16 protein-coding genes are annotated in these 21,192 nt (G+C 60.5%); 10 read left to right on the plus strand and 6 right to left on the minus strand.

Annotated elements, in window-relative coordinates:
• A complete protein-coding gene (locus N2604_RS29750) occupies nt 1-1,212 on the plus strand; it encodes a glycosyltransferase family 4 protein (protein ID WP_260371604.1) in 1,212 nt (403 codons plus the stop codon).
• A gap of 439 nt (nt 1,213-1,651) precedes the next feature.
• On the opposite strand, the gene N2604_RS29755 is transcribed toward N2604_RS29750, so the two are convergent.
• Nucleotides 1,652-2,608, minus strand: a complete 957-nt coding sequence (locus tag N2604_RS29755) for a class I SAM-dependent methyltransferase (protein ID WP_260371605.1) — start codon at nt 2,606-2,608, stop codon at nt 1,652-1,654.
• Nucleotides 2,609-2,913: 305 nt separating this feature from the next.
• Here N2604_RS29755 and N2604_RS29760 point away from each other — a divergent pair, with 305 nt between their 5' ends.
• The 6 genes from N2604_RS29760 to N2604_RS29785 all read left to right on the plus strand — a co-directional run bounded on the left by N2604_RS29760 (nt 2,914) and on the right by N2604_RS29785 (nt 10,853).
• Entirely contained in the window at nt 2,914-4,581 is a 1,668-nt protein-coding gene (locus tag N2604_RS29760) for a glycosyltransferase family 39 protein (RefSeq protein WP_260371606.1), read from the plus strand.
• Nucleotides 4,582-4,585: 4 nt separating this feature from the next.
• Nucleotides 4,586-5,734: a glycosyltransferase family 4 protein gene (locus N2604_RS29765; protein WP_260371607.1), complete on the plus strand. Its 1,149-nt coding sequence runs from the start codon at nt 4,586-4,588 to the stop codon at nt 5,732-5,734.
• A 103-nt stretch (nt 5,735-5,837) separates the two neighbouring features.
• Nucleotides 5,838-7,007 (plus strand): polysaccharide pyruvyl transferase family protein, encoded by a 1,170-nt coding sequence (locus N2604_RS29770; protein ID WP_409241652.1) that lies wholly within the window; start codon nt 5,838-5,840, stop codon nt 7,005-7,007.
• Complete coding sequence (gene asnB, locus N2604_RS29775; RefSeq protein ID WP_260371609.1) at nt 6,947-8,917, plus strand: asparagine synthase (glutamine-hydrolyzing); 1,971 nt, start codon at nt 6,947-6,949, stop codon at nt 8,915-8,917. Before N2604_RS29770 ends, asnB (N2604_RS29775) begins: the two co-directional genes overlap by 61 nt.
• Nucleotides 8,918-9,081: 164 nt before the next feature.
• The gene (locus tag N2604_RS29780) at nt 9,082-9,843 is read left to right on the plus strand and encodes a class I SAM-dependent methyltransferase (protein WP_260371610.1); all 762 of its coding nucleotides are present in this window, start codon (nt 9,082-9,084) and stop codon (nt 9,841-9,843) included.
• Nucleotides 9,840-10,853, plus strand: a complete 1,014-nt coding sequence (locus N2604_RS29785) for a lysylphosphatidylglycerol synthase transmembrane domain-containing protein (protein WP_260371611.1) — start codon at nt 9,840-9,842, stop codon at nt 10,851-10,853. The genes N2604_RS29780 and N2604_RS29785 overlap by 4 nt, the downstream gene beginning before the upstream one ends.
• Here N2604_RS29785 and N2604_RS29790 read toward each other — a convergent pair.
• Nucleotides 10,835-12,643, minus strand: coding sequence for a hypothetical protein (locus N2604_RS29790; protein ID WP_260371612.1), 1,809 nt, complete (start codon nt 12,641-12,643; stop codon nt 10,835-10,837). The genes N2604_RS29785 and N2604_RS29790 overlap by 19 nt on opposite strands.
• 212 nt (nt 12,644-12,855) lie before the next feature.
• Here N2604_RS29790 and N2604_RS29795 point away from each other — a divergent pair, with 212 nt between their 5' ends.
• Nucleotides 12,856-14,487, plus strand: coding sequence for a hypothetical protein (locus tag N2604_RS29795; RefSeq protein ID WP_260371613.1), 1,632 nt, complete (start codon nt 12,856-12,858; stop codon nt 14,485-14,487).
• Here N2604_RS29795 and N2604_RS29800 read toward each other — a convergent pair.
• From N2604_RS29800 to N2604_RS29810, 3 genes are read right to left on the minus strand one after another with little or no spacing between them, the layout of a single operon-like run.
• Nucleotides 14,459-15,166: a class I SAM-dependent methyltransferase gene (locus N2604_RS29800; protein WP_260371614.1), complete on the minus strand. Its 708-nt coding sequence runs from the start codon at nt 15,164-15,166 to the stop codon at nt 14,459-14,461. The genes N2604_RS29795 and N2604_RS29800 overlap by 29 nt on opposite strands.
• Before the next feature lie 11 nt (nt 15,167-15,177).
• On the minus strand, nt 15,178-17,055 hold the full coding sequence (gene asnB, locus N2604_RS29805) for an asparagine synthase (glutamine-hydrolyzing) (protein ID WP_260371615.1): 1,878 nt from the start codon (nt 17,053-17,055) through the stop codon (nt 15,178-15,180).
• Between the two features lies 1 nt (nt 17,056).
• Nucleotides 17,057-18,037 carry a glycosyltransferase family 2 protein gene (locus N2604_RS29810; protein WP_260371616.1) on the minus strand — a complete coding sequence of 327 codons (981 nt, stop codon included), beginning with the start codon at nt 18,035-18,037 and terminating at the stop codon, nt 17,057-17,059.
• Nucleotides 18,038-18,330: 293 nt separating this feature from the next.
• Here N2604_RS29810 and N2604_RS29815 point away from each other — a divergent pair, with 293 nt between their 5' ends.
• Nucleotides 18,331-19,644 (plus strand): aminotransferase class III-fold pyridoxal phosphate-dependent enzyme, encoded by a 1,314-nt coding sequence (locus N2604_RS29815; RefSeq protein WP_260371617.1) that lies wholly within the window; start codon nt 18,331-18,333, stop codon nt 19,642-19,644.
• A gap of 214 nt (nt 19,645-19,858) precedes the next feature.
• Here the strand turns inward: N2604_RS29815 and N2604_RS29820 are convergent, their stop codons facing one another.
• Entirely contained in the window at nt 19,859-20,023 is a 165-nt protein-coding gene (locus tag N2604_RS29820) for a hypothetical protein (protein ID WP_260371618.1), read from the minus strand.
• 53 nt (nt 20,024-20,076) lie between these two features.
• Here N2604_RS29820 and N2604_RS29825 point away from each other — a divergent pair, with 53 nt between their 5' ends.
• Nucleotides 20,077-21,135, plus strand: a complete 1,059-nt coding sequence (locus N2604_RS29825) for an asparagine synthase C-terminal domain-containing protein (protein WP_260371619.1) — start codon at nt 20,077-20,079, stop codon at nt 21,133-21,135.
• Nucleotides 21,136-21,192: the final 57 nt, after the last annotated feature.

Here is a 21,192-nt window from a genome sequence, read left to right on the forward strand (position 1 = left end):
ATGGATACTCCCGCAAAGCTGATCATCGCGGCCCAGTTCTATCCGCCTGATACGACCACGACGGCCGTCTATGTCGGCAAGATCGCCGACAGCCTCGCGCGCGATCGTCAGGTCGTCGTGATCTCCGCGACATCAGGCTCGGGCACGGCGGGCCACCCCGGCAAGCCCGAGATCGTCGAGCTCAAGAGCTGGAATCCGCGAAAATCGGCGCTTCTCCAACGTGCGGCGGCCATCTGCCTGCTTGCGGCACAGATGTTCTTCTCGGTCTTGCGGCGGGCAAGGCCAGGTGACGTTGTATTCTGCGTCACGACACCGTTCACCCTGCCCTATACCGTGCTCCTTGCAGCCAGATTGCGGGGCGCAAGGACCATGCTCCTGATCTACGATCTCTACCCGGAGGCGCTTGAGGCCGCCGGCATGGTCCGCTCCAACTCGCTCGCGGTCCGGCTGATCCGTTTTGCCAACACGCTGCTGTTCCGGCGCCTAGACGCGATCATCGTGATCGGCCGCGACGTGCCGCCGCTGATCGAAAAATATCGAGGGGTCACAGCAGGCCAGCTTCACTTCATTCCGAACTGGGCGCTGATCCCGATCGGACACCGCAAGACCGATCCGGCCAGCCGCTTCCGCGCGCCGGATCCCTCGAAATTCACCGTCGGCCTGTCGGGTAATCTCGGCTTCACCCACGACCCCGCTACGGTTTTCGAAGCGGCCCGCCTGCTGCGGAAGGAGACGGACATTCATTTTGTCCTGTCCGGCTGGGGCGTGGGCTGGGCCGTGCTCAACGACCTCTTCGCCAAGGACAAGCTCGAGAATGTCACGATGTTCGAGCCAGTGCCTGAAGAGGAACTCGTCGAATTCCTGTCGGCCGCCGATCTCTGGGTCATCCCCTATCGCCGGCATATCGCCGGCGTCTCGATCCCGAGCCGTCTCTACAACATCCTCGCCGTCGGCCGGCCGGTGGTCGTCACCTCGGAAACAAATTCGGAAGGCGCGCTCGTGCTCGGTGAAGAGGCGATCGGATGGGTCGTCCCGCCGGAAAATCCCGCCGAGCTCGCGCGAGCCATTCGCGAGGCGGCGCGCGATCGGCGGGCCACGATGGACAAGGGTGTTCGCGCGGCAGGCGTTGCCGAGAGATATCGCGAGGATGTCGCCCTCGCCGGCTATCGCCAGGTTGTCAACCACGTTGCTCGAGGAAGGACACGCCGCTGAGCGGCACTCGCAAGACAAGTGCCACCTCGCGGAACAGCAGGATTTTACGGAGAGCGGTAGCGTGCGGCATCAAAACTGCAATTTCCACCGACTCTTTCCGCCGCTCGGCCTGTCGTCGGCTAGAATGAACTTGTCAAGGCTCCAGCGATTAGAATGCCTACTAAAGGTTGCGTTCGGCCATCCGCTCCGACGACCTCGATTTTCTCGCGAACGACCGACCTGTAGGTCATCTCTCACTGCCACAACCCTTGGGCATGTCTATGGCGAGCCGATCTTTCAATCTGCTCGCGGTCGGGCGTCCCGTGATCATGGGACGCTTACGAAGGGGCAACGTGCTGCCAGGCTGCCCGAAAAACACCGCGAGTCGATCCCCTTACGGGATACCGTTCTTGGTGGCTTGGGAGGACGGCGGAGTTAACGGGACTAGTTGAAACCAGAGCTAATTAAGCGGCTTCTCATACCAGACAAAGTGCGAGAAGCCGTTCTTCGGCCAGCCGCCCGTTTCCTGCTCCAAGATCTTGAGCCCGAACAAATCCGCCAGCGTCTGCAATTCGTTCGCGTGATAGAAACGCGCGATAGGTGTCAGAAAAAAGTCGCCGAACTGCTCCCATGACGGCTCTATTGCAGGAAACTTCCACTTGCCTTGCACACAGCCCAGCGTGGCCCAGAGCGCGAGATGATAAGGCGGAAAAACGGTGAACTTCAGAACTCGATCGCCGACTTTCTTTCCGAACAGATGCTGGACCCCCTTGAGGGGCGGGCTCAGGGCAAAATACAGAGAACGGTAGAGGTTGTCCCAATTGTAGACTGCATAAAGCATCTTCCCGCCAGGCTTGAGAATGCGGACAAGCTCCATGAAGCATCGCATCGGATCCGGTGTGTGATGCGTCACTCCGTGCGAGATGACGATGTCAGCAACTTCGTCCGCGATGGGAAGCCTGAGGTTCGAGCCGAGAACGCCCTCCGCATTGAGCGGCGGCCTCTGGATCTGCCGAATCGAGCCATAGGCAAGGTCAATCCCGAACGGCGTTATTCCCCGATGCTCCTTGAACGCCTGAACGATGGCTCCCTTTCCACACCCGACCTCGATGACGGTGTCAGCCCGCGCGAAGAGATAGTCGTATTTTGAATCCCGAAGCCAGCGCCCCAACGGAAGGTTGTCCAGATCCATGTAGTTGTTGCAGGGCGTCTCATCGTAGTGATCCCGAACGCGGTTGTGTATGCTGTCGGGGATGACCGCCGTCGTTCCTGCATCCGGACGCAGATCCGCAACATCGCCCATGAAGCCGTAGCGCAGACCAGACGTCTCGCCGCGGAGGTGATCTCCCTCGATGACGAGAGAGCCGAGATCAACGGGGTCTCGGAGCAAGCTCAGATATTTGGGAACAAAGGACATCGCATCTCGGTAAAAGTAGAAAATTTCAGGAAAATCCGTGAGGCGGCCGGGACCTTAGACTTCTCCGACTTCGTGAAGCAAGCCTCTTGTTCGGAGCTCACGCCTCATGATGCAAGTTCCATGATCGGCGTCGGTATACCCGCAAGGCTGCGCCCCGATACGCATATCCGCCCTTAAGGCTTGACAACAAAAGGTAAATTCGAAACATGCTGCGATCCTGCAACCAATGCGCGCGAGCCACACCGTGACAAGCAATTCAATGAGCAGTGACGTCACCGCTCGAACGAACGACGCGCGCGAGCGCCATGTCATCGTCTAACGACATAGCCATAACCGAGCGCTCCGCGCGCATTCGACTGTCGGTCGCGGATCCGGCTGATCTCCTGTTCATTGCGGCCGCGGCCATCTGGTTGATCCAGGCCGTCTACATGATTGGGCATGTCGACAGCTGGCTCGACGAAGGCCTCTATCTGATTAAGTCAGGCGAATATTTCAGCGGCCGAGTCCAGCCCTACTCGCTCGAGGACGCGACCGCCTACCCGCCGCTTTATTTCTATGTGCTCGGAGCGGCGCAATGGCTGTTCGGCCACGGGCATCTGGCGGGGCGCCTCTTGTCCGTCTTTCTTTCCCTGTGCACGCTCATTCTTCTGCGCAAAAGCGCGCATCGGTGCCTGCGCGACCGGCTGGCCGCCGCACTTGCAGTGCTCATTTATGCCGCAAATCCGATGGTCGTCGCTTATATGTCGACCGCGACTCCTTACGCAATCATCACCCTGCTCACCCTGGCATCGTTTCTGGTCGTCACGGAAACCAAGCCGCTCCACCCCTTACTGCAGGCGACAAGCATGGGGGTGCTTGCCGCCGCACTCGTCCTGATCAGGCTCAATCTCGCAGCCACGCTGCCAATGTTCGCAGCGGTCCATCTGCTGGTAAGCGGACAAGCGAAGAAACGCGCCCTGGCCACGCTTGGGGGAGCGGCGCTGGTCGCAGGCGCTTGTCTCGTCGTCAGCATCATGATCTTCGGGCACGGCCTCTTCGAAACGCTCTCCTTCCTGCCCGGCCTTGCTCAAATTCTCTGGCGCTTTACCGACGTCGGCACCGAAATGCAGGACGTCCTCACCCTCACGCGTTCGCCGAACGACTTGCAGTTCAGCTGGTCCGTGGTTCGCGAAGTCGCCAACCGCTTTTTCCTGCAACTCTATCCGGCGCTGCTTCTGCCCGCGATTCCGGGCGGAGCGCTCAGCCTGGTGCACTTCCGCCGCCTACCTCTTGCAGGCTTCTGCACGCTGTATTTCGTCGTCATGACGCTCGTGCACCTTCTGGGCTCCCAGAGCTATTGCCCGCCGTGCCTGATGGCTTATGCTAACTACTTCCTGCCGTTTGCGGCCATTCCCGCCGCTCTCTGTATCGTGACGATCGGTGCAAGGATTCCCGCCTCCGCAGGACGCACAGGACTGATCCTGTTCATCCTTGCTACAGACTACTACGCCGCCTCGAGGAGCAGGCTTGGAATGCTGATCTCTGATTGGTGGTCGAACCCACTCGCCAACGTTCAGACTCTCGCGCAATCCCTCAAACCGCTTCTTCCTGACGGCCGCGTCCTCGTGCTCTCGGGCAAATATCAGCCCGTGCAAGCCGTCTGGCTCGCGGGCCGCTTCATAGAGCCCTACAGCGTAAGCCTTTTTCCCAACCTGCGCGAGCCTCTGGACGGCCTCAATCCCGAGACCAAGGCGAAGGCGCGCCATGCTTTGCAGATGCGCGGATTTCGCGACGCGACCGCTCTGATCGAGGATTTGAAGCGACCGGCGACAGCCGTCGTTCTTCAGGAAGCGCCTCCGCTGGGCGACATGCTCGCCGTTTACCTCGGAAAACCCAATGCTGAGCAGGTCGAAAACACGCTTCGCGAGCGTTACAGCAAGGTGGGCGACGCATCGGAGGGCAACGTCACCGTCTCCGTCTGGCTCCCAAAGTAAGCTCATGCGCATTCTCGAAATGAACTATGAGTTTCCACCCGTCGGTGGTGGTGGCGGCAAGGCCACCGAAGACCTGGCGACGGAGCTTTCGAAGCTGGGCCACTCGATCCGCGTCCTGACAGCGCGGCAGGGCAATCTGCCGCGCCTGGAAACCAGCGCCGGATTAGAAGTCGAGCGCATCTTCGCGTTTCGTAGGCAGCGCGACCGCTGCTCCGTCTGGGAGATGATCGGCTTTATCCTGATGGCCGTCCCAGCCGGGCTGCGAACGGTCCGCACATTTCGTCCAGACGCAATCCACGTCCATTTCGCGGTGCCGACCGGTTTCGCGGCGTGGCTGGTTGCCATGCTCTCGGGCACGCCATACGTCTTGACGGCGCATCTCGGCGACGTTCCGGGCGGCACGCCGGAACAGACCGACAAGTTCTTCCGCGTGATCAAACCGCTTACCAGACCAATCTGGCATGGCGCCGCCACCGTCACGGCCGTCAGCTCATTCGTTGCCCGGCTCGCGCGCGACGCCTATGGACTTGAGGCCATTGTCATTCCGAACGGCGTCGATATCGATAAATCACCGGCGGTTCCGCGCGCGCCGGAGAGCACCGTCAAGCTGATCTTCGCGGGGCGCATGGTGGCTCAAAAAAATCTTGCGTGGGGGCTGCAGCGGCTCGCGGCCGTCAATGACCGGAACTGGACGCTCGACCTGTTCGGCGATGGTCCGAGCAGAGCGGCCCTGGAACGGCACTGTGCGGTGCTCGGCCTTTCCGATCGCGTCGCATTTCATGGTTGGGTCACACCGGCGGAAGTCGATCTTGCAATGTCCCGCTCCGATATCCTGTTTATGCCGTCGCTGAGCGAAGGCCTTTCCCTGGTCGCAATCAACGCGCTGGCGCACGGGCTCGCGCTCGCCTGCTCACGCATCGACGGCTTTGCCGACGTGCTCGTCGAGAACGAGAACGGACTGTCGGCGGCGCTCGACGATCCCAGGGGATTCGAACACGCTCTTACGCGTCTCCTGGATGACCGGGATCAGCTGTTGCGCATGAAACTCGCAAGCAGGGCCAAAGCGGCCGCGTTCGACCGCAGATCGATCGCTGCTCGTTACGAGCAAGTCCTGCGGTCGGCCGCCTCGCAGCATACCCACGGGCGCAAGTGACACAATGCCAGCGTATCAGCAGAAATTCGTAAGTCCACGCGTCATCCGCGGCAACCGCGGCGACCTGCTCAGCCGATGGGGCATTCTGAGCGCGGTTGCGACCATGACACAGAGGCCAGTCGACGTCTTTTGCTCGCGGCAGAGGCATTTGCCGCCAATCCCTGCGACGTCGATCCCCTATGGCCGAGTCTACAATCTCTTTCCGCCGCTAAGCGGCTGGCGATCTTTGGCGAAGGCCGACGTTGTGCTATGGACCGGCGGGCTCGACCTGCAGGACGATTCATCGCTCGCCAAGCTGTGCCACACCTGGCTCGTCTTTTTCATCTATCGCCTGCTCGGCCTCAAGATCGTTTGCGTCTGCCAGGGTGCGGGTCCGCTTGAGTCCCCAATAGGGCGCTTTCTTGCGCGGGCGGTGCTCAGCCAGGCCGCAGTCTTCATGGCGCGCGACAAGGGCACCTTCGATCTCGTCACTTCGCTTCGCTCGCGCGCCAGGCTGGTCCGCTCCCACGACGGCATCTTCCTGCCCGGATTTGAGCCGGTCGAACACCCCACCTCGAAGGTGTTCGCCGACCTTGAGAAGATGTCGGAAGAACATCGCGGGCCTCTCATCGCGATCAACATGCGTCTGTGGTTCCACTTCACGGGCGGATTCCTCCCGTATCAGTTCGCGAAGGCATCGTTCCGCGAGCGCGCAGACGAACGGATGTCGGCGTTCGTGGATGCCTTTGTCAGGCTGATCGGCCGGCTTCGCACCGAGATGGACGCGCGCGTGGTTCTGGTTTCGATGTACGAGCCGGGCATCGAGGAATGGGAAGACGACGCGATGTGGTTAGGCCAGTTGAAAACCAGTTTTGCCGATGACCCTGCGGTTTTATTGTGCGAAGATGACCTCTCGATCCCGGAGTTCATTACCCTGATGAAGAGATTCGACTTGGTGATCGGAACGCGGCTGCACTCGACCTTGACCGCGCTGAGGCAAGGCGTGAGAGCGATCCATCTTTCCTACACAATCAAGGGCAGGGACATCTTCGACAGCCTCGGGCTGGCCGAGTTCGCGTTCGATCTGAACAGCTTCATCGAAGCGCCAGACCAGGTCTTCGAGCTTGCGCGCACGACCATCGACAAAAAGGATCTGCCGGCCCGGATCGCCGGGATCACCGCGAATGCCATAGTCGAAAATCTGCAGGCGCTGGATCAGGCGCTGGTGGAGGCTTGCACCGGCGCGCGGGGTTCCGGCAGGCAGCGATCCGCCAGCAATTCGCGTTCATCCTGATGTGCGGTATTGCAGGCTTCATCGGCGAGTGGGACGCAGCTCGCCTCGACGATCTGACGGACGCGCTCGCGCATCGCGGGCCGGACGGACGCGGCGTCGATTTCATGCCGTCGGGCAGCGCGATCGGCCTGCCCGCAAGCGCCGTTGGACTGGGACACCGCCGCCTCTCGATCATCGACGTAGCAGGCGGCGCGCAACCAATGTGGAATGCGGATCGCACTGTAGGCCTCGTGTTCAACGGCGAAATCTACAACTTCCGCCAGCTTCGCAAGGAGCTCGAGGCCTGCGGCCAGCACTTCTCGACGCATTCCGACACAGAGGTCATCCTTCATGGCTGGCGTGTCTGGGGCCCGCGGGTCGTCGATCGCCTGGAGGGAATGTTTGCATTTGCCGTGTGGGACACGCGCGCTCGGAGCCTGTTCCTGGTGCGCGACCGGCACGGCATCAAGCCGCTCTACTATTCGATTCCCCGTCCCGGTCAGATCATATTTGCCTCCGAGATTCGGCCTCTGCTGCGTGCCGCCGAGACCGCTGTGACGATCAACAGATCGGCCCTTTACGAATATCTTTTGAGGGGCTGGTCCGCACAGGAATCAACGCTTTTTTCCGGCGTTCAGCAGCTTCAGCCGGGCTGCCTCATGCGGTTCGATCCGACGAAGGGAGCTAGTGCCGCGAGGGTCGAACGATATTGGCGTATGCAGAGACCTGGCACCGCGGAACTTGCCGCATCTGCCTCGAATGACGAAGTCGCCGACACGCTGTGCACCCTCTTCGATAAGGCAGTTTCCGCGCATCTCGTGGCCGACGTCGAGGTGGGCGTGCTGCTGTCCGGCGGGCTCGATTCGTCCGCGGTGGCGGCCTCGATGGCGCGGCTGATGGACCCGTCATCGATACAGGCATTCACGATCGGATTTGGCCTTCCCGACGACGAGATTCCATTTGCGAGGTCAGCCGCGAGCCATTGCGGGATCAAATCGAAGGAGCGCCTCGTCCATCCGTCCGTGTTCTCATCGGAGTTTACCGATTGCATCGAGAGCCTGGAAGAGCCGATCGCTCACCCGGTCATGCAGACGACCTGGCAGGCGGCAAAGTTCGTTCGGCAGAACGTGAAGGTGGCCCTGCTCGGCGAAGGGTCCGACGAGCTGTTCGCCGGCTATCCGCACTACCGGCTGTTAAGGCCACCCTTTTCGCTGCTGCCAGGACGGCTGGTGCGCAAATACGCGCTTGACGTCATGTGCCTGATGCCGGACAGCCGCACGCTCGGGCGCTTGATGACACCGGGCTCCTACGAGCCAGACGCCCTCGGAGCCATCGAGCGCAGGATTCAACCGTGGTTCGGCGGGGACGATGACGCGAACGACATGCTTCGGTTCGAGGCAGAGACTGCGCTCGTCCAGAACCAACTCATGCGCGTCGACAAGCTGACCATGGCGCATTCCGTCGAGGCGCGTGTTCCGTTCCTGGACAACACATTCGCCGAATACGCCAATGCGCTTCCCTTCGCACTGAAGACGGAGAACGGCACGGCGAAGGCGATCTTCCGCAAGGCCATGCAGTCCCGACTACCGACCGATGTCCTGTATCGCCCCAAGTCCGGCAAGAAGGGTACGCAGGCCCTGCTCCCCATGATTAACGGGCTGCTGGCATCGGGCGGCCCCCTGCATCACCTGGTGGACGAAAAATCGATCGCGGCGAGGGGCTGGTTCGATCCGAAAGCGACGCGCGGCTGGATCGATGGTATGACTTCACCCGTTGTTCGCCACCACCCGATCGAAAGCCGGCGGCGTGCCAAATTCGCGCTTGCCCTCGCCGTCCTCGAACAGTGGTGCCGCCTCTACCTCGACGTCGACCGTAGGACCTCTCCGGTTGAGACCAAACAGATTCCAGAACCTTCCAGATGCCCGCCGTAGCCCCAATGTCCTCAGAGCCAGCCGCAGTTTCCTCGTTCGATTGTCTGGAGCCCACTCTGTTCAGCAGGCTGCGGCAGCAACTCTATCCGATCTATGTCAAGTCGTTCGGCCCGATCGCGGGTTCACAGCATCACCTTGATCGGATGACGGACGACAGCCTAGACGTGAAACGGTCGATTGCCCAATTGTCACTTTTCGAGAAGGAAAGCGGCCGCAGGTTGCAGGGACTGAAGCTACTCGAAGTGGGCGCCGGGCTCGGCCTGACCGTCACCACGGCCCGGCTGCGGTTCGGGGCCGAAGCATACGGCCTGGAACCGGGTGGCGAAGAGTTCAGCGGCACTTACGAGCTCGGTCAGCAGCTTCTGGACGGCTGCGGGCTCGATCCCGAGCTCCTCGTCAATGGAGCCGGAGAGCACATCCCCTTCCCTGACCAGAGCTTCGATGCCGTCATATCGTCCAACGTGCTCGAGCATGTCTCCGATCCCGCAGCGGTGATGAAGGAGTGCTTTCGGGTGCTGCGACCAGGCGGCGTCTGCCACATGGTGATCCCGAATTTCGGCAGCTGGTGGGAGGGCCATTACGGCCTGCTCTGGTTGCCCCACAGCCCGCACTGGCTCGGCCGGATTCGCGTGCGCCTCGCAGGGCGGGACCCGGCCTATGTCGACACGCTGCAGCTGATCACGCCCGCCAAGATGAAGCGCTGGATCGCACCATTCGGCGACAGGATCGAGGTCAAGGGATGGGGCCAGGCGCTGTTCGACGAGCGTGTGCGGTCGCTGAATTTCGAGGAGTATTCGACGCTGGGGCTCGCCAAGAACCTGTTGCGAGTATTCCACCGGCTCGGTGTCATCACAATCCTGCTTGGCATTGCACGAGTATTGCGCTGGGAGACTCCCATCGTTCTCACCTTCGTCAGGACGTCATGAAGCTTCGCCCCGGCCTGCTTCGGCAATGGACGAACGCCCCGCAGGTCTCACGGCTGGCCTGGCGCGGCTGTCAATTGCTGATCTCCGTGTCGCTGATCCTGTGGTTGCTCTCGAAGGTCGATTCTGCGACCATCAGCACGATCGCCGGTTTTCCTCCGGCAGTTCTTGCCATCTCGCTCGTCGTCTTTGCGACCAGTCAGGTGTTCGGCGCGTTACGGCTATGGGTGCTGCTGCGCGGCCAGGAGACGAGCTTTCCGCCGCTCGACGTGATGCGACTGACCTTCATCGGTTTCTTCACTAACAACTTCCTTCCCAGCACAGTTGGCGGCGACGTTTACCGGGCGGCAGCGCTCACGCGCGGCGGCCACGACCTGAACCTCGCGGTCCTGACTCTCGTCGCCGACCGTTTGCTGAGCCTGGTCGTCGTCGTGCTGATGACGGCCGCAGCCCTGCCCTCCACCAACTTCTGGGAGCTGCGGCCGAGCGTGACCACAATCTCCGCCGCATCGCTCGCGATCTGGATCGTGCCAGCGCTTGCTGTGGTGGGGATACTGGGTGTCCTGGCGAGCCGCAGCCCCTCGTTCCGTCCGGTCGTCACGAGAATGGGCCAGAAAATGGCCGCGGCCACCGCACGCGCACTCCGCCTCGCCGGCCTGCCTCGCGTCCTTGCGCTCGCGGTCCTGTTCTCCGTGCTAAGCTCCGCCGCGTCGATCCTGGCCCAGTTCATCATCGCGCAAGCGATCGGAATGAGGGTAGACGTCATCCAGCTCACCGCCGTCATCGGCCTCGTGACGCTGGCGGCGCTGATGCCCGTCTCCATCAACGGCATCGGGCTGCAGGAAGCCGGCCTCGTCGCGCTGTTTCAGCTCTTGGGCGTTGCGCACGAGCCGGCCATTGCCTTTGCCGCCTTCAGCAGAGCGTTGATCCTTGGAACGAGCCTCATCGGCGGCCTGCTACTGATGTTCTCGGGCCGGCCGTCGACAAGTCAGACTCACCTTCCGAAACCGTAGTTCTCTGCGGCAAGATCCGAGCCGCGGTAGAGCCAAGCCATTTCGTAGCCGCGAAAGTCGAGGGTCAGGATAGGACGTGATTTCGGTTGCGGAAAGCCCTGAACGATACGGCTCCGATTGAACAGATAATAATCGTGATCGCCCAAGGGCTCTTCTCCGACGACATTTGCGGCATCAAATATCTCGAATGACCGCGGCCGCTCCGGCAGCCATCGTCCATAATACAAGTGAAAGATTCGCCCATTTCGACAGATGTCCGGCGATCTCCCGCAGAACTCCTCGAACTTCTCACCCAGGAGCGCGCGTTCCTCGCCCCATCCCATCCAGGATGGATTCAATCGACCGGCCTCCGCATGATCGGCGTCCGGATAATTTAGCCAGAACGGTCGAAAAGCAGCGTATAGCGGCCGGAACGGCACCGTCTCCAGGATCAAGAACAATGCTGCCATGAAAGCAATGGCGGCAAGACCAACGCTCCTCGTTCGATTCACCAGACCATACGTCTGGGCGCTCGACAATATGACTAGCAGAGACGCAGCGAGAATCAGGAATAAGGGCGTGTTTAGATATCGGTGGGCTAACGGCACCTGCAACAGCGCGCCGATCAGGATCAGTGCCAGCGCCACAACGAAGAGAAAACCAGCGGTGGCGTCGCACGGTCTACGTCCGGTCAGCAAGAGTATGCATGCGAGGAGCACCATGATGAACAGCGGAGTCGGAATCGCAACGATTAGGATTTCGAAGGCATAACCCAAATATGCGAGTCTGGTGATCGCGAGACCGTCGAAACCGAAATGCAGCCACACTCCATTCAACGCAAAGGATGGAGTTATCGGACTCGGATAGAACGGCGCCCAATAGGGCTGCAGCAGAGCTGCTGAGACCAGACCTGCGCCAAAGCCAAGAATCATGATGCCGGCAACGGTCGCCGGAAAATGCCGCACTGCCAACGGGAGCTTGGCGGCCTTCAATCGTTGGCTCCAGCTTCCGAGCAGCACCGCCGCCCCCACCAAGGATCCAATGGCCATCGTCACGGCAGCCACACGGCTGGGAATTTCCCCGCCGCCTTTTCCCGACAGGACCAACAGTGGAATCCAAGTCCACGAGCTCATCGCATCGACGATTCCTGGCCAGACTCCGCCCCACAGAACAGAAGGGACCCCAATGACGTACAGCAGCGTGGAGGCCACCGAGATGGACAGCGAGAGCAGAATCCCGGCAATAGTGTCGGCCACACCTGCAGTGATCGGGCGCATCGGCCATCGGGTAGCAGCAAAGACTGCCGGAGCTATCAGAACTATGAACAGAATCGGAGAACCGGAGAGCTTTTCCTGCGCCGCCAGTGTTGCCACGACAATCGCTGCAGAGAAGGCCTGAACGCTCATGCGCTGGCTGCTGGCAAATGCGACGCTGACCAAGAGCAGCGCAATGACCGCGCCGAGGGAGGAAATCAGATCATAGTTGAATGTTTTGATCGTGATATTGGTCATCGGAAAGGTAAACAGGCTCGTCACCGCCAGGATGACCATTCCCGGACTGAAGGGATCAAATCCGCCCAGCTTGGCGAGTAACAGATAGACGACCAGGAGCAAACACGAACCGAGCAGCCAATGGCCGATCTTCAGAATCATGCGGATGCGATCTTCTGGAAGACCTAAGTTTTCCGCCAGCCGCACGAGATGGACCGCTACCGGCAATGTCGTGCGGAGCGCGCCGGATGCCAGTTGACCATGTCCTCGATTGGCCGGCTCCAGCAACAGGTTCGTCAGCCCTGTTTCATCGATCGTCATGAATTGGGTGTCCCGTTCGACTGAAAGTGCAACGGGAACGAGCATGAGGAGCATAACCGCTCCCGCGTGAACGAGCGTTTTTCCCTTCCTTCGAGCGAAAGCCGCGAACAGCCCACACAGAATGAGAGCCGCAGCCAGCTCAATGCCATTGATTTGCACGAAATGAAATATGGAAATGGGCTGAAGCATACCTTCGTTAGACATCTAGACCAATGAATGCCACTATTGCGCGAGTTCGTCAGCGGACGCCAGCAGCAATGATGTGTTTCTTATCTCGAATCTCTCCGGCAACAACCGTTCTCGCACTTGCCCTTTTCAATATCATTGTTCTTTTGGTGATGGCGACAGGGCATGTAGCGTATCTTCAAAATGACCCGTTGGCGCCCTTCTATTTGATCGATCAAGCCTATCATGGCGAGCTACTGGTCGCAGATCGCCAACCATGGCTGCTTCCTTTGCTAATAGGCAAGGCCTTACATGGGCTGTCCATCGCGGATCGTTATACGCTCATAATGCACGCGTCGACCGCGATCACGACGATTTTTGTCGGTCTGACGGCACTTCCTCTGTTCTTCCTCGTTCGCCGTTTCGGAAGCGATCGCACCGCAATGATTGCAGTCATTCTGCTGTTGACCAACGCTCAATTCTGCATCTCCGGCCTGTATCTCAACCCGACGGCGCTACTGACCTTCCTGGTGACCCTATTCTTCGCAGTTCTGGTTTATTGGCCGCCTCGGGCTCCCCTAACACTCGCCGCCATCGCCGGCTTTTCGGTATTGATCCGCCACGAGGGCCTGATCCTTGCAGCATTCCTCCTATGGATCATCTACTGGAAGTACCGGCACGACCAGTCCGGCCGGCCAGCGGCCTTGAAAGCAGTTGCCTTCCTGGCGCTGATCGTGGTCGCAAACTACACGGTCCGCCTGCTGTGGACCGCCGATGCGATAGGCTTTTTGCGCAATACCGGGACCTCCGACAAGTTCTTTTCCTTGCTCAGCTTCAGCCCGGCACGCGTGTTCAGCTACCTGATGGCCGTCCTCAACTACAAAATGGAGAAGCTCGATGTAATCGCCGCGACACTCCCCCTGCCGCTGCTGGCTTTGGTGCCGATCGGGGCCGTCGCCTCCTTACGAAAGCGCTCGGGAGCGGGCTTCATCATGATGTACCTCCCGCTCTACGAAGCGGTCGTCCTCATTTATCTGCTGGTCCTTCCGGTCAGCACCTATCTTCTGCAGAACTACAGCGCGGCGAATTTGCTAATCGATGTTCGCAATGTGGCGCGATACTACCAGGTATTTACACCGATGCTGTTGTTCTTTGCCGCGATGGGGGGAGCCGAGGCCTACCACCTAATTTCAAGCAAGACTTCGGGCAAATTCGACGCTCAACTCGTCAAGGCCGCTTACGTCATTGTCGCGGTATTCTGCATCAATCAGCAGTTTCTGCTGCAGACTTCGTATCGGTTTCAATTCGTTAAGACCGAACCGCACGCTGCCGAAGCCTTCGAGACTGCCGACTGGTTCAGGGCCAGACAAATTCGAAGGACACCAATCGGAATGAGCGCGCCCAGTCTCCATCCAGTCCATTTTGCGATCATGTCCGGCAACAACGAAGTCAATTGCTGGGGAGGCCAAAGCAATCCCAACTGGGACTGCGAGCAGGCCGGAAGAGCCTCCGCAACCACCCTACTGCAGGCCGGCGATTCATATTTTTCTTACGCCTTGATTGAGACAAGCAGTCCCCTCACTCTCCCGGCCAGCTCATATACGGCCGTATTCACCTCGTCCGGCGGACGCTACACCATCTTGCAAAACATTAGGCCGGCCGGCGCAACACCGCATTGATGGACTGGGCGAACACCTGGCCGCGATCCGCCGAGTCCAATAGCCTTGCGACCGACGTTAGCAACCAGCTCGCCGAGCGGGCCGCATGAGGGAAGCCGGGAGAATACAATAGCGATGTCGTCAGCATGCTGCCCGCCTGCAGCGTCGCATGCGCGAGGCCGCCGGCGGCTGAGAGCTCGACGATTTCGAACCCCGCGTCACGGGCGAGCTTCTCCACCCCGTAGCGGGTGAAGCGGAAGTAGTCGTGCGGCTGACCGTGAAGATAATAGAGGAACGGCACCGAGAGGATCAGGACACCGCCCGGTTTGAGCACACGTAGCAGCTCGGGAAGCGCCGTCCACGGCTGCGGCATGTGTTCAAGAACCGAGCAGCAGAAGATGGCGTCAAAGGTGCTGTCCGGGACCGGAAGCAGTCCTTGCGCGTCGGAGACGAAATCGAGATCCGGATGCGTGGGGAACGCGTCCGTTGCGAAGTAGCTGCTGGCCCTAGAGCGGATCGCGGCGCGCCAGGCCAGCCTCCCGGCACCCAAATCCAACGCGCTACCTTTCACGTGGCGATGGATCATCGGCAGAAGCGCACCGTAGGCGGTACGGTGGTCGACCGCAAGATCCCAAAATACGTCGGAGCCGATCGTCCGATCGCACACTTCGTTCCAGCGCCGCTGAAGCCAGCCAAGCACGGCCGATCATCCTATGGGGCTAGCCGGGGCAGGCGCGCGTCCAGGCCAAGCCAGATCCACAGCGCTCCCCGGTCGTCGCACTTTTTTGCCGCGTGGTCAGCCCAGCGCCGCGACAGGACGCCCTGATTGAGGAAGTTCGTTCGTGGCGAGACCGGCATCGGAAGCTCCCGCAGCCACCGCGCGATCGGCGCGCCGAAGCCCTTCTTCGGTCGGTGGAGAATGTCCTCAGGCAACCGGTGGCGCAGCGAACGCTTCAGGATCCACTTGCTCACGCCCTTGCGCAACTTGACGTCAATCGGCAGGCGCCTTGCGAACTCCACGACATCATTGTCGAGAAAGGGGGCCCGGACCTCGAGCGATTCGAGCATCGAGCTGCGATCAGACTTCACCAGAATGTCGTCGGGCAGATAGAGATTGGTGAAGAATTCCAGCGTGCGGTTCGCATCATCAGGGGCGTCCGATTGCTCCCACAGCGTAATTGCCTCCTCGTACAGCGTCTCGGAAGCGACCTCGTCCTCGAAGAGCTCCGAGATCTCTTGACCGCTGAGGGCTCCAAGCCAGGCCGCATTCCACATCGACGGCTTCAGGCTGAGTCCTCTCAGGCCGCGCCTGACCTTGAAGTCGAAACTCATGTTGCGTTCGGACGGCGGCAGACGGCACGCCAGAATGGAGATCGCCCGATGGACCTTGCGCGGAACCATCGTGTGATACGTCCGGGCGAGCCCGAGAATCTTGAAGGGATCATAGCCGGCAAAGAGCTCGTCGCCTCCGTCGCCCGACAGCGCAACCTTAACACTCTCCGACGCGTATTTGCACAACATCGAAGTCGGAACGACGGAACTGTCCCCCATCGGTTCGTCGATCCGCCCGAGCAAAGCGCCGAGCTCCGAGCGCAGCCCATCTAGATCGCAAGTATTGACGTGCCAGTTGCATCCGATTTGCCTGGCGACCCGTTCGGCGTACCTAGACTCGTCGAAGCTAGACTCGGTGAACCCGATCGAGAACGCGTCGATGGTCTTAGGGTCGCGCGTATCCGCCGCATGCGCCAGGATCGCCGACGAATCCACGCCGCCGGACAGAAACAGGCCGAGCGGCACGTCGCTTTCCAGACGCGCTGATACGGATTTACCAAGAAGATGATCTAGCTCTTCGGCCCAATCATCTTCATCTCCGGGCGGCGCCATATCGGGCAAAATCGAAAAGCGCCAGTAGGATCGCTCAACCGGAACCGGCAAAGAACCGCGACGACAGTGAGACACGTCGAGTTCGAGCCAACTGCCCGGCCGAAGACGCTGAACGCCAGCAAGCGGTGTCTTGGTACCTGGAATGAAACTATAGGCAAAGAGCTTCTGGATCGCCAGCCGGTCAATGCTTGTTCCTTTGAGGGAAGGATGCTTGATCAGTGCACCGAGCTCGGATGCAAAGACAAACTCGCCGTTCTTCATTGCCCAAAACAACGGCTTCTCGCCGAACCGGTCTCGAGCCAGGAGCAAACGGTCCTTAGTCCTATCAAAGAGTGCGAAAGCAAACATGCCGTTGAGCTTGAGCAGGAGATCGGCGCCCCACTCAAGCCAGCCATGAAGCAGCACCTCGGTGTCGCTGTGCGAGGTTTGGAAGCGATGCCCACGCGCTTCCAGCCGCGACCGGAGTTCGCGGTGATTGTAGATTTCGCCGTTAAAGATGACCGTCAGCCTGCCGTCCGGAAGAGACATCGGTTGAATGCCCCCATCAATATCCAGGATGGCTAGGCGTCGATGCGCAAAATGAACGCGTCTCATGGGGTCGGAAAAGAAGCCCTCCCCGTCGGGGCCGCGATGAGCGAGCTCATCACCCATCGCCTTTAGGGCGATGGGATTCTCCGGGCCGACAAATCCCGCAATTCCGCACATCTCAGTTGCTCTTGACGTCGAAATTGAGCCTGTACCTCACATCGTAGATGCGCTTGCTCTGCGATTCAAAATAGATTCGCACCATCAGCTCAGCGAGCAAACCCATTAGGATGCACATCGTGCCAGTTATGGCGCACAGAGAGACAAGAAGCGGCAGGGGGGTCTGGATGAATGTGATGCCGTCGGCGAACTTGAGCCAAAGCGCGTAAATGCCTGCGAAAAATCCAAGAGCAAAGAATGCGACGGCGGCTCCGCCAAAAACATAGATCGGCTTTGTTTCGTAACGCGTCAGAAATTTAACCAACAAAAGATCGAGCACTACCTTGAACACGCGCTCGAGCCCGTATTTTGATTTGCCGGCTCGCCGCGGATGATGCATGACTGGCATTTCGGTCACCCGCCCGCCCTGCCAAGCCGCATAGATCGGGATGAAACGGTGCATTTCTCCATAAAGGCGAAAGCCACGCAGGAGATCGGCGCGGTACGCCTTCAGTGTGCAGCCGTAATCGTGAAGCGAGAGGCCAGACAACCAGGAGATCAGCAGGTTTGCCAGTCGAGATGGGAAGTTTCTGAAAAGGGCGTTATCCTGCCGATCCCGACGCCAACCCGACACGACGTCAAATCCCTCCTCCATCTTGGCTAGGAGGTGGGGAATGTCGGCCGGATCATTCTGCAGGTCGCCGTCCATAGGCACGATGATATCACCTTCGGCCGCATCAATTCCGGCCATCATCGCAGCTGTTTGGCCGCAGTTTCTGGCAAAGGCAATCACTTTGAAGCGCGGATCAGAAGCTGCCAAACGCTCAAGACGCTTTCTCGATTGGTCGGTCGATCCGTCATCAACCAAGATCACTTCGACATCTCGATCCAAAGTCGAGCTTACTTTTACGAGCGCGGCGTAAAGCGGCTCTATATTGTCTTCTTCGTTGAAGATGGGAATTACGATGGATATCTTCCCCGGGCGGCGGACCGCTTCAGTCATCTCGGGAATTGACCCTACGTCCCTCATAACAGCATCCCTTCGCACCACGTGATGAGAATGACTTAGAGCATCCAGTTTTCGGCTTTGGGCACACTCCTTATCAGACCCAGCGCTCTTAAGTCTCGGATGCAGGACGACCGCCCCAGCTTTATGCCCTCGTACTTCGAACTAGAAAGCCTCGTCAACTGTGATTGACTAAGTTATTCAATCATCAAAGATTTTCCTAGGCTCTCCGGTCTTGCCTTCTCACGGAGTTTCCGATAACGACGACGATAATCTTTCGGCGGACGAAGATGTCGAATACTGCTCAGACGATGTACCGACGCGCGCGCAAGGTCATGCCCGGCGGGACGCAATTGCTCTCAAAGCGGCCGGAAATGTTCCTGCCGGAGCAGTGGCCGACCTATTTCAAATCGGCCAAGGGCGCCGAAGTCGTCGATCTCGACGGCAAGACCTATCTCGATATGAGCTATTGCGGCATCGGCGCCACCATTTTGGGCTTTGCCGATCCCGACGTCGATGCGGCCGTGAAGACCGCGATCGACATGGGGTCGATGTCGACCCTGAACTGCGCCGAGGATATCGAGCTCGCGGAACTGCTGGTGGAGCTGCACCCCTGGGCCGACATGGTGCGCTTCGGCCGCGCCGGCGGCGAGGCCATGGCGATTGCGGTGCGCATCGCGCGTGCGGCGACCGGTCGCGACATGGTGGCGTTCTGCGGCTATCACGGCTGGCACGACTGGTATCTCAGCGCCAATCTGGGCGAAACCACCGCGCTCGACGGCCATTTGCTGCCCGGCCTCGACACCAAGGGCGTGCCGCGCGGTCTCGCCGGCCTGATGCATCCGTTCCATTTCAACAAGCTCGACGAGATCGAGGCGATCGTCGCCGCCCATGGCGAGCGGCTCGCTGCGATCGTGATGGAGCCGGTGCGCTCCAGCGAGCCCGAGCCCCCCTTCATCAAGGGCATCCGCGCGCTCGCCGACCGCTGCGGCGCCGCGCTGATCTTCGACGAAGTGACCTCCGGCTTCCGCATCAACTCCGGCGGCGCGCATCTCGCCTACGGTGTGGACCCCGACATCGCCGTGTTCGCCAAGGCCATCGCCAACGGCTTCCCCATGGCCGCGATCGTCGGCCGCGCCTCGGTGATGGATGCCGCGCAAGAGACCTTCGTCAGCTCGACGGCATGGACCGAGCGGGTCGGCCCGGTCGCGGCCCTTGCCACCCTGCGCAAGCATCGTGAACAGAACGTCGCCGGGCACCTGATGCGGATCGGCAGTCGCATCCAGAAAGGATGGACCGAGGCGTCACAAGCCACCGGCATGCCGCTGCACGTCTCCGGAATCTCGCCGCTAGGCCATTTCGCCTTCGACCTGCCCGATGCGCAGGAGGTGCGCACGCTGTTCACGCAGATGATGCTCGACCGCGGCATCCTCGCCACCGGCTCGTTCTACGCGATGTGGGCCCACACCGACGCCCATGTCGACCGCTACCTGGAGACGGTGACCGAGGTGTTCCGGGACTTGCGCACCGCGGTCGACCAGAAGGCCGTCAAGCAGTTGCTGCGCGGCCCCGTCGCCCATTCCGGATTCAAGCGGCTGACCTGACCTCTGGCCGCGTTCCAACGATCGTCCAGCTGTACCCATGGCGAAAATGCAGTCGGACGTCCGAAAAGCCGTTTGATTCGAGAAGCGCTCGCGCTTCCGCTTCGCCATAGTACTTCGCATAGGCGGGGCGCAACTGATCGTAGACGACCAGATAGCGTTTCGAGCGAGAGAAACGGCCCACAACGTTGTTGATGTAGTCGCGGAGCGGCAACCACTACACGTAGCGGCACCCGAAGATGTAGACATCCAGCGCAAGCGTCAGGAGCGAGGCGATGGCCGCCACCATCACGTACGGCAGCCGCGTGGTCGCCGCGCGCAAAGCGCGAATGCTCTGCACGAGGAGGCCGCTTCCTTCCTTTCCGTAGAGCCACACGATCATCCTGCCGCCCGGACGCTCGCAACGAAGCTGCAATGATGGGATTCGGGTCAGGAATGTGGTGGATCACGCCGATCGATACGACGAAATCGAACTCGGCGTCGGTCGGGATCTCGTGTCCGGCAAGGTTCAGAAAGATCACGCGACCAGCTTCTTCCGCCAGATTGCGCTTGAGAACCTCGAAGGCCGCCGAAGGCTCGCGGCCACATCGCAAGGCGCGCTTTGCCGATCTCAAGGAAGCGACGGATGCTTTCGTCAGGCTGTTCGATCAGGTCGTCGCAGAGCAACTGATCAGCGACGTGCCGGTCGGACTGCTCCAGGGCGGCGGAATCGACAGTTCATTGATCGCCTATTCGCTGGCGAACCGCGACTCCTTCCTGCTCGTGACCGCCTCGTTTTCCGAGCAAAGCCACGATGAGACAGCGATTGCCGCGATCGTCGCCGCGCAAACCTCGCTGCCGCACCGAATCGTTCCCATCAGCAGCGATCCGGATTCGGCCGCAACGCTCGCGCGCGTCGTCCACCATTTCGACGGGCAGGTGGCCGACGAGAGCGCCGGTCCCCTACTGCTCCTGACGCGCGAGCTTCGCCGCAATTCGACCGTCGCTCTGTCAGGCGACGGCGCCGACGAGTTCTTTGGCGAATATCCGACCTACCGGGCCTTGCGCCTGGCATCAGCCTTTGGCCCACTCGTTCCGGACTGGATCGCGCGATCGATCGGCCGACTCGCCTATTCCGGCCTCGGCGCCAACGAATCGAGGCTGCCCCGGGCCGCACTGCTGTCACGGTTTCTGCTCGGCCTGGCCCCTGGCGGCCCACATGCACACGCGGAATGGCGACCATATATTCCGGAGTTCCTGATTCCAGCACTCTATGGGCCCGCGTTACATCATCTCGCGCGCACCAGCCCGACGACCGGCTATCGCCTCGCCATCGACGGTGCCGACGGATCGGACCATCTGGATCGCTGTCTGATCGCCGGCCAGACCTACCACCTGCCGAGCGGCCTTCTGATGAAGACTGACGCAATGAGCATGGCGGATGGCGTCGAGATCCGCATTCCATTCCTCGATCGGGGGATCATGGAATTTTCGGGTCAGTGCAGCCTCGACTGATCGCGCCGCTGCGCGAACCGACCAAGCCGCTGCCGCGCGATGCCCTCCGGCGGAAGG

Source organism: Bradyrhizobium sp. CB1015, assembly GCF_025200925.1.
Taxonomy (GTDB): Bacteria; Pseudomonadota; Alphaproteobacteria; order Rhizobiales; family Xanthobacteraceae; genus Bradyrhizobium.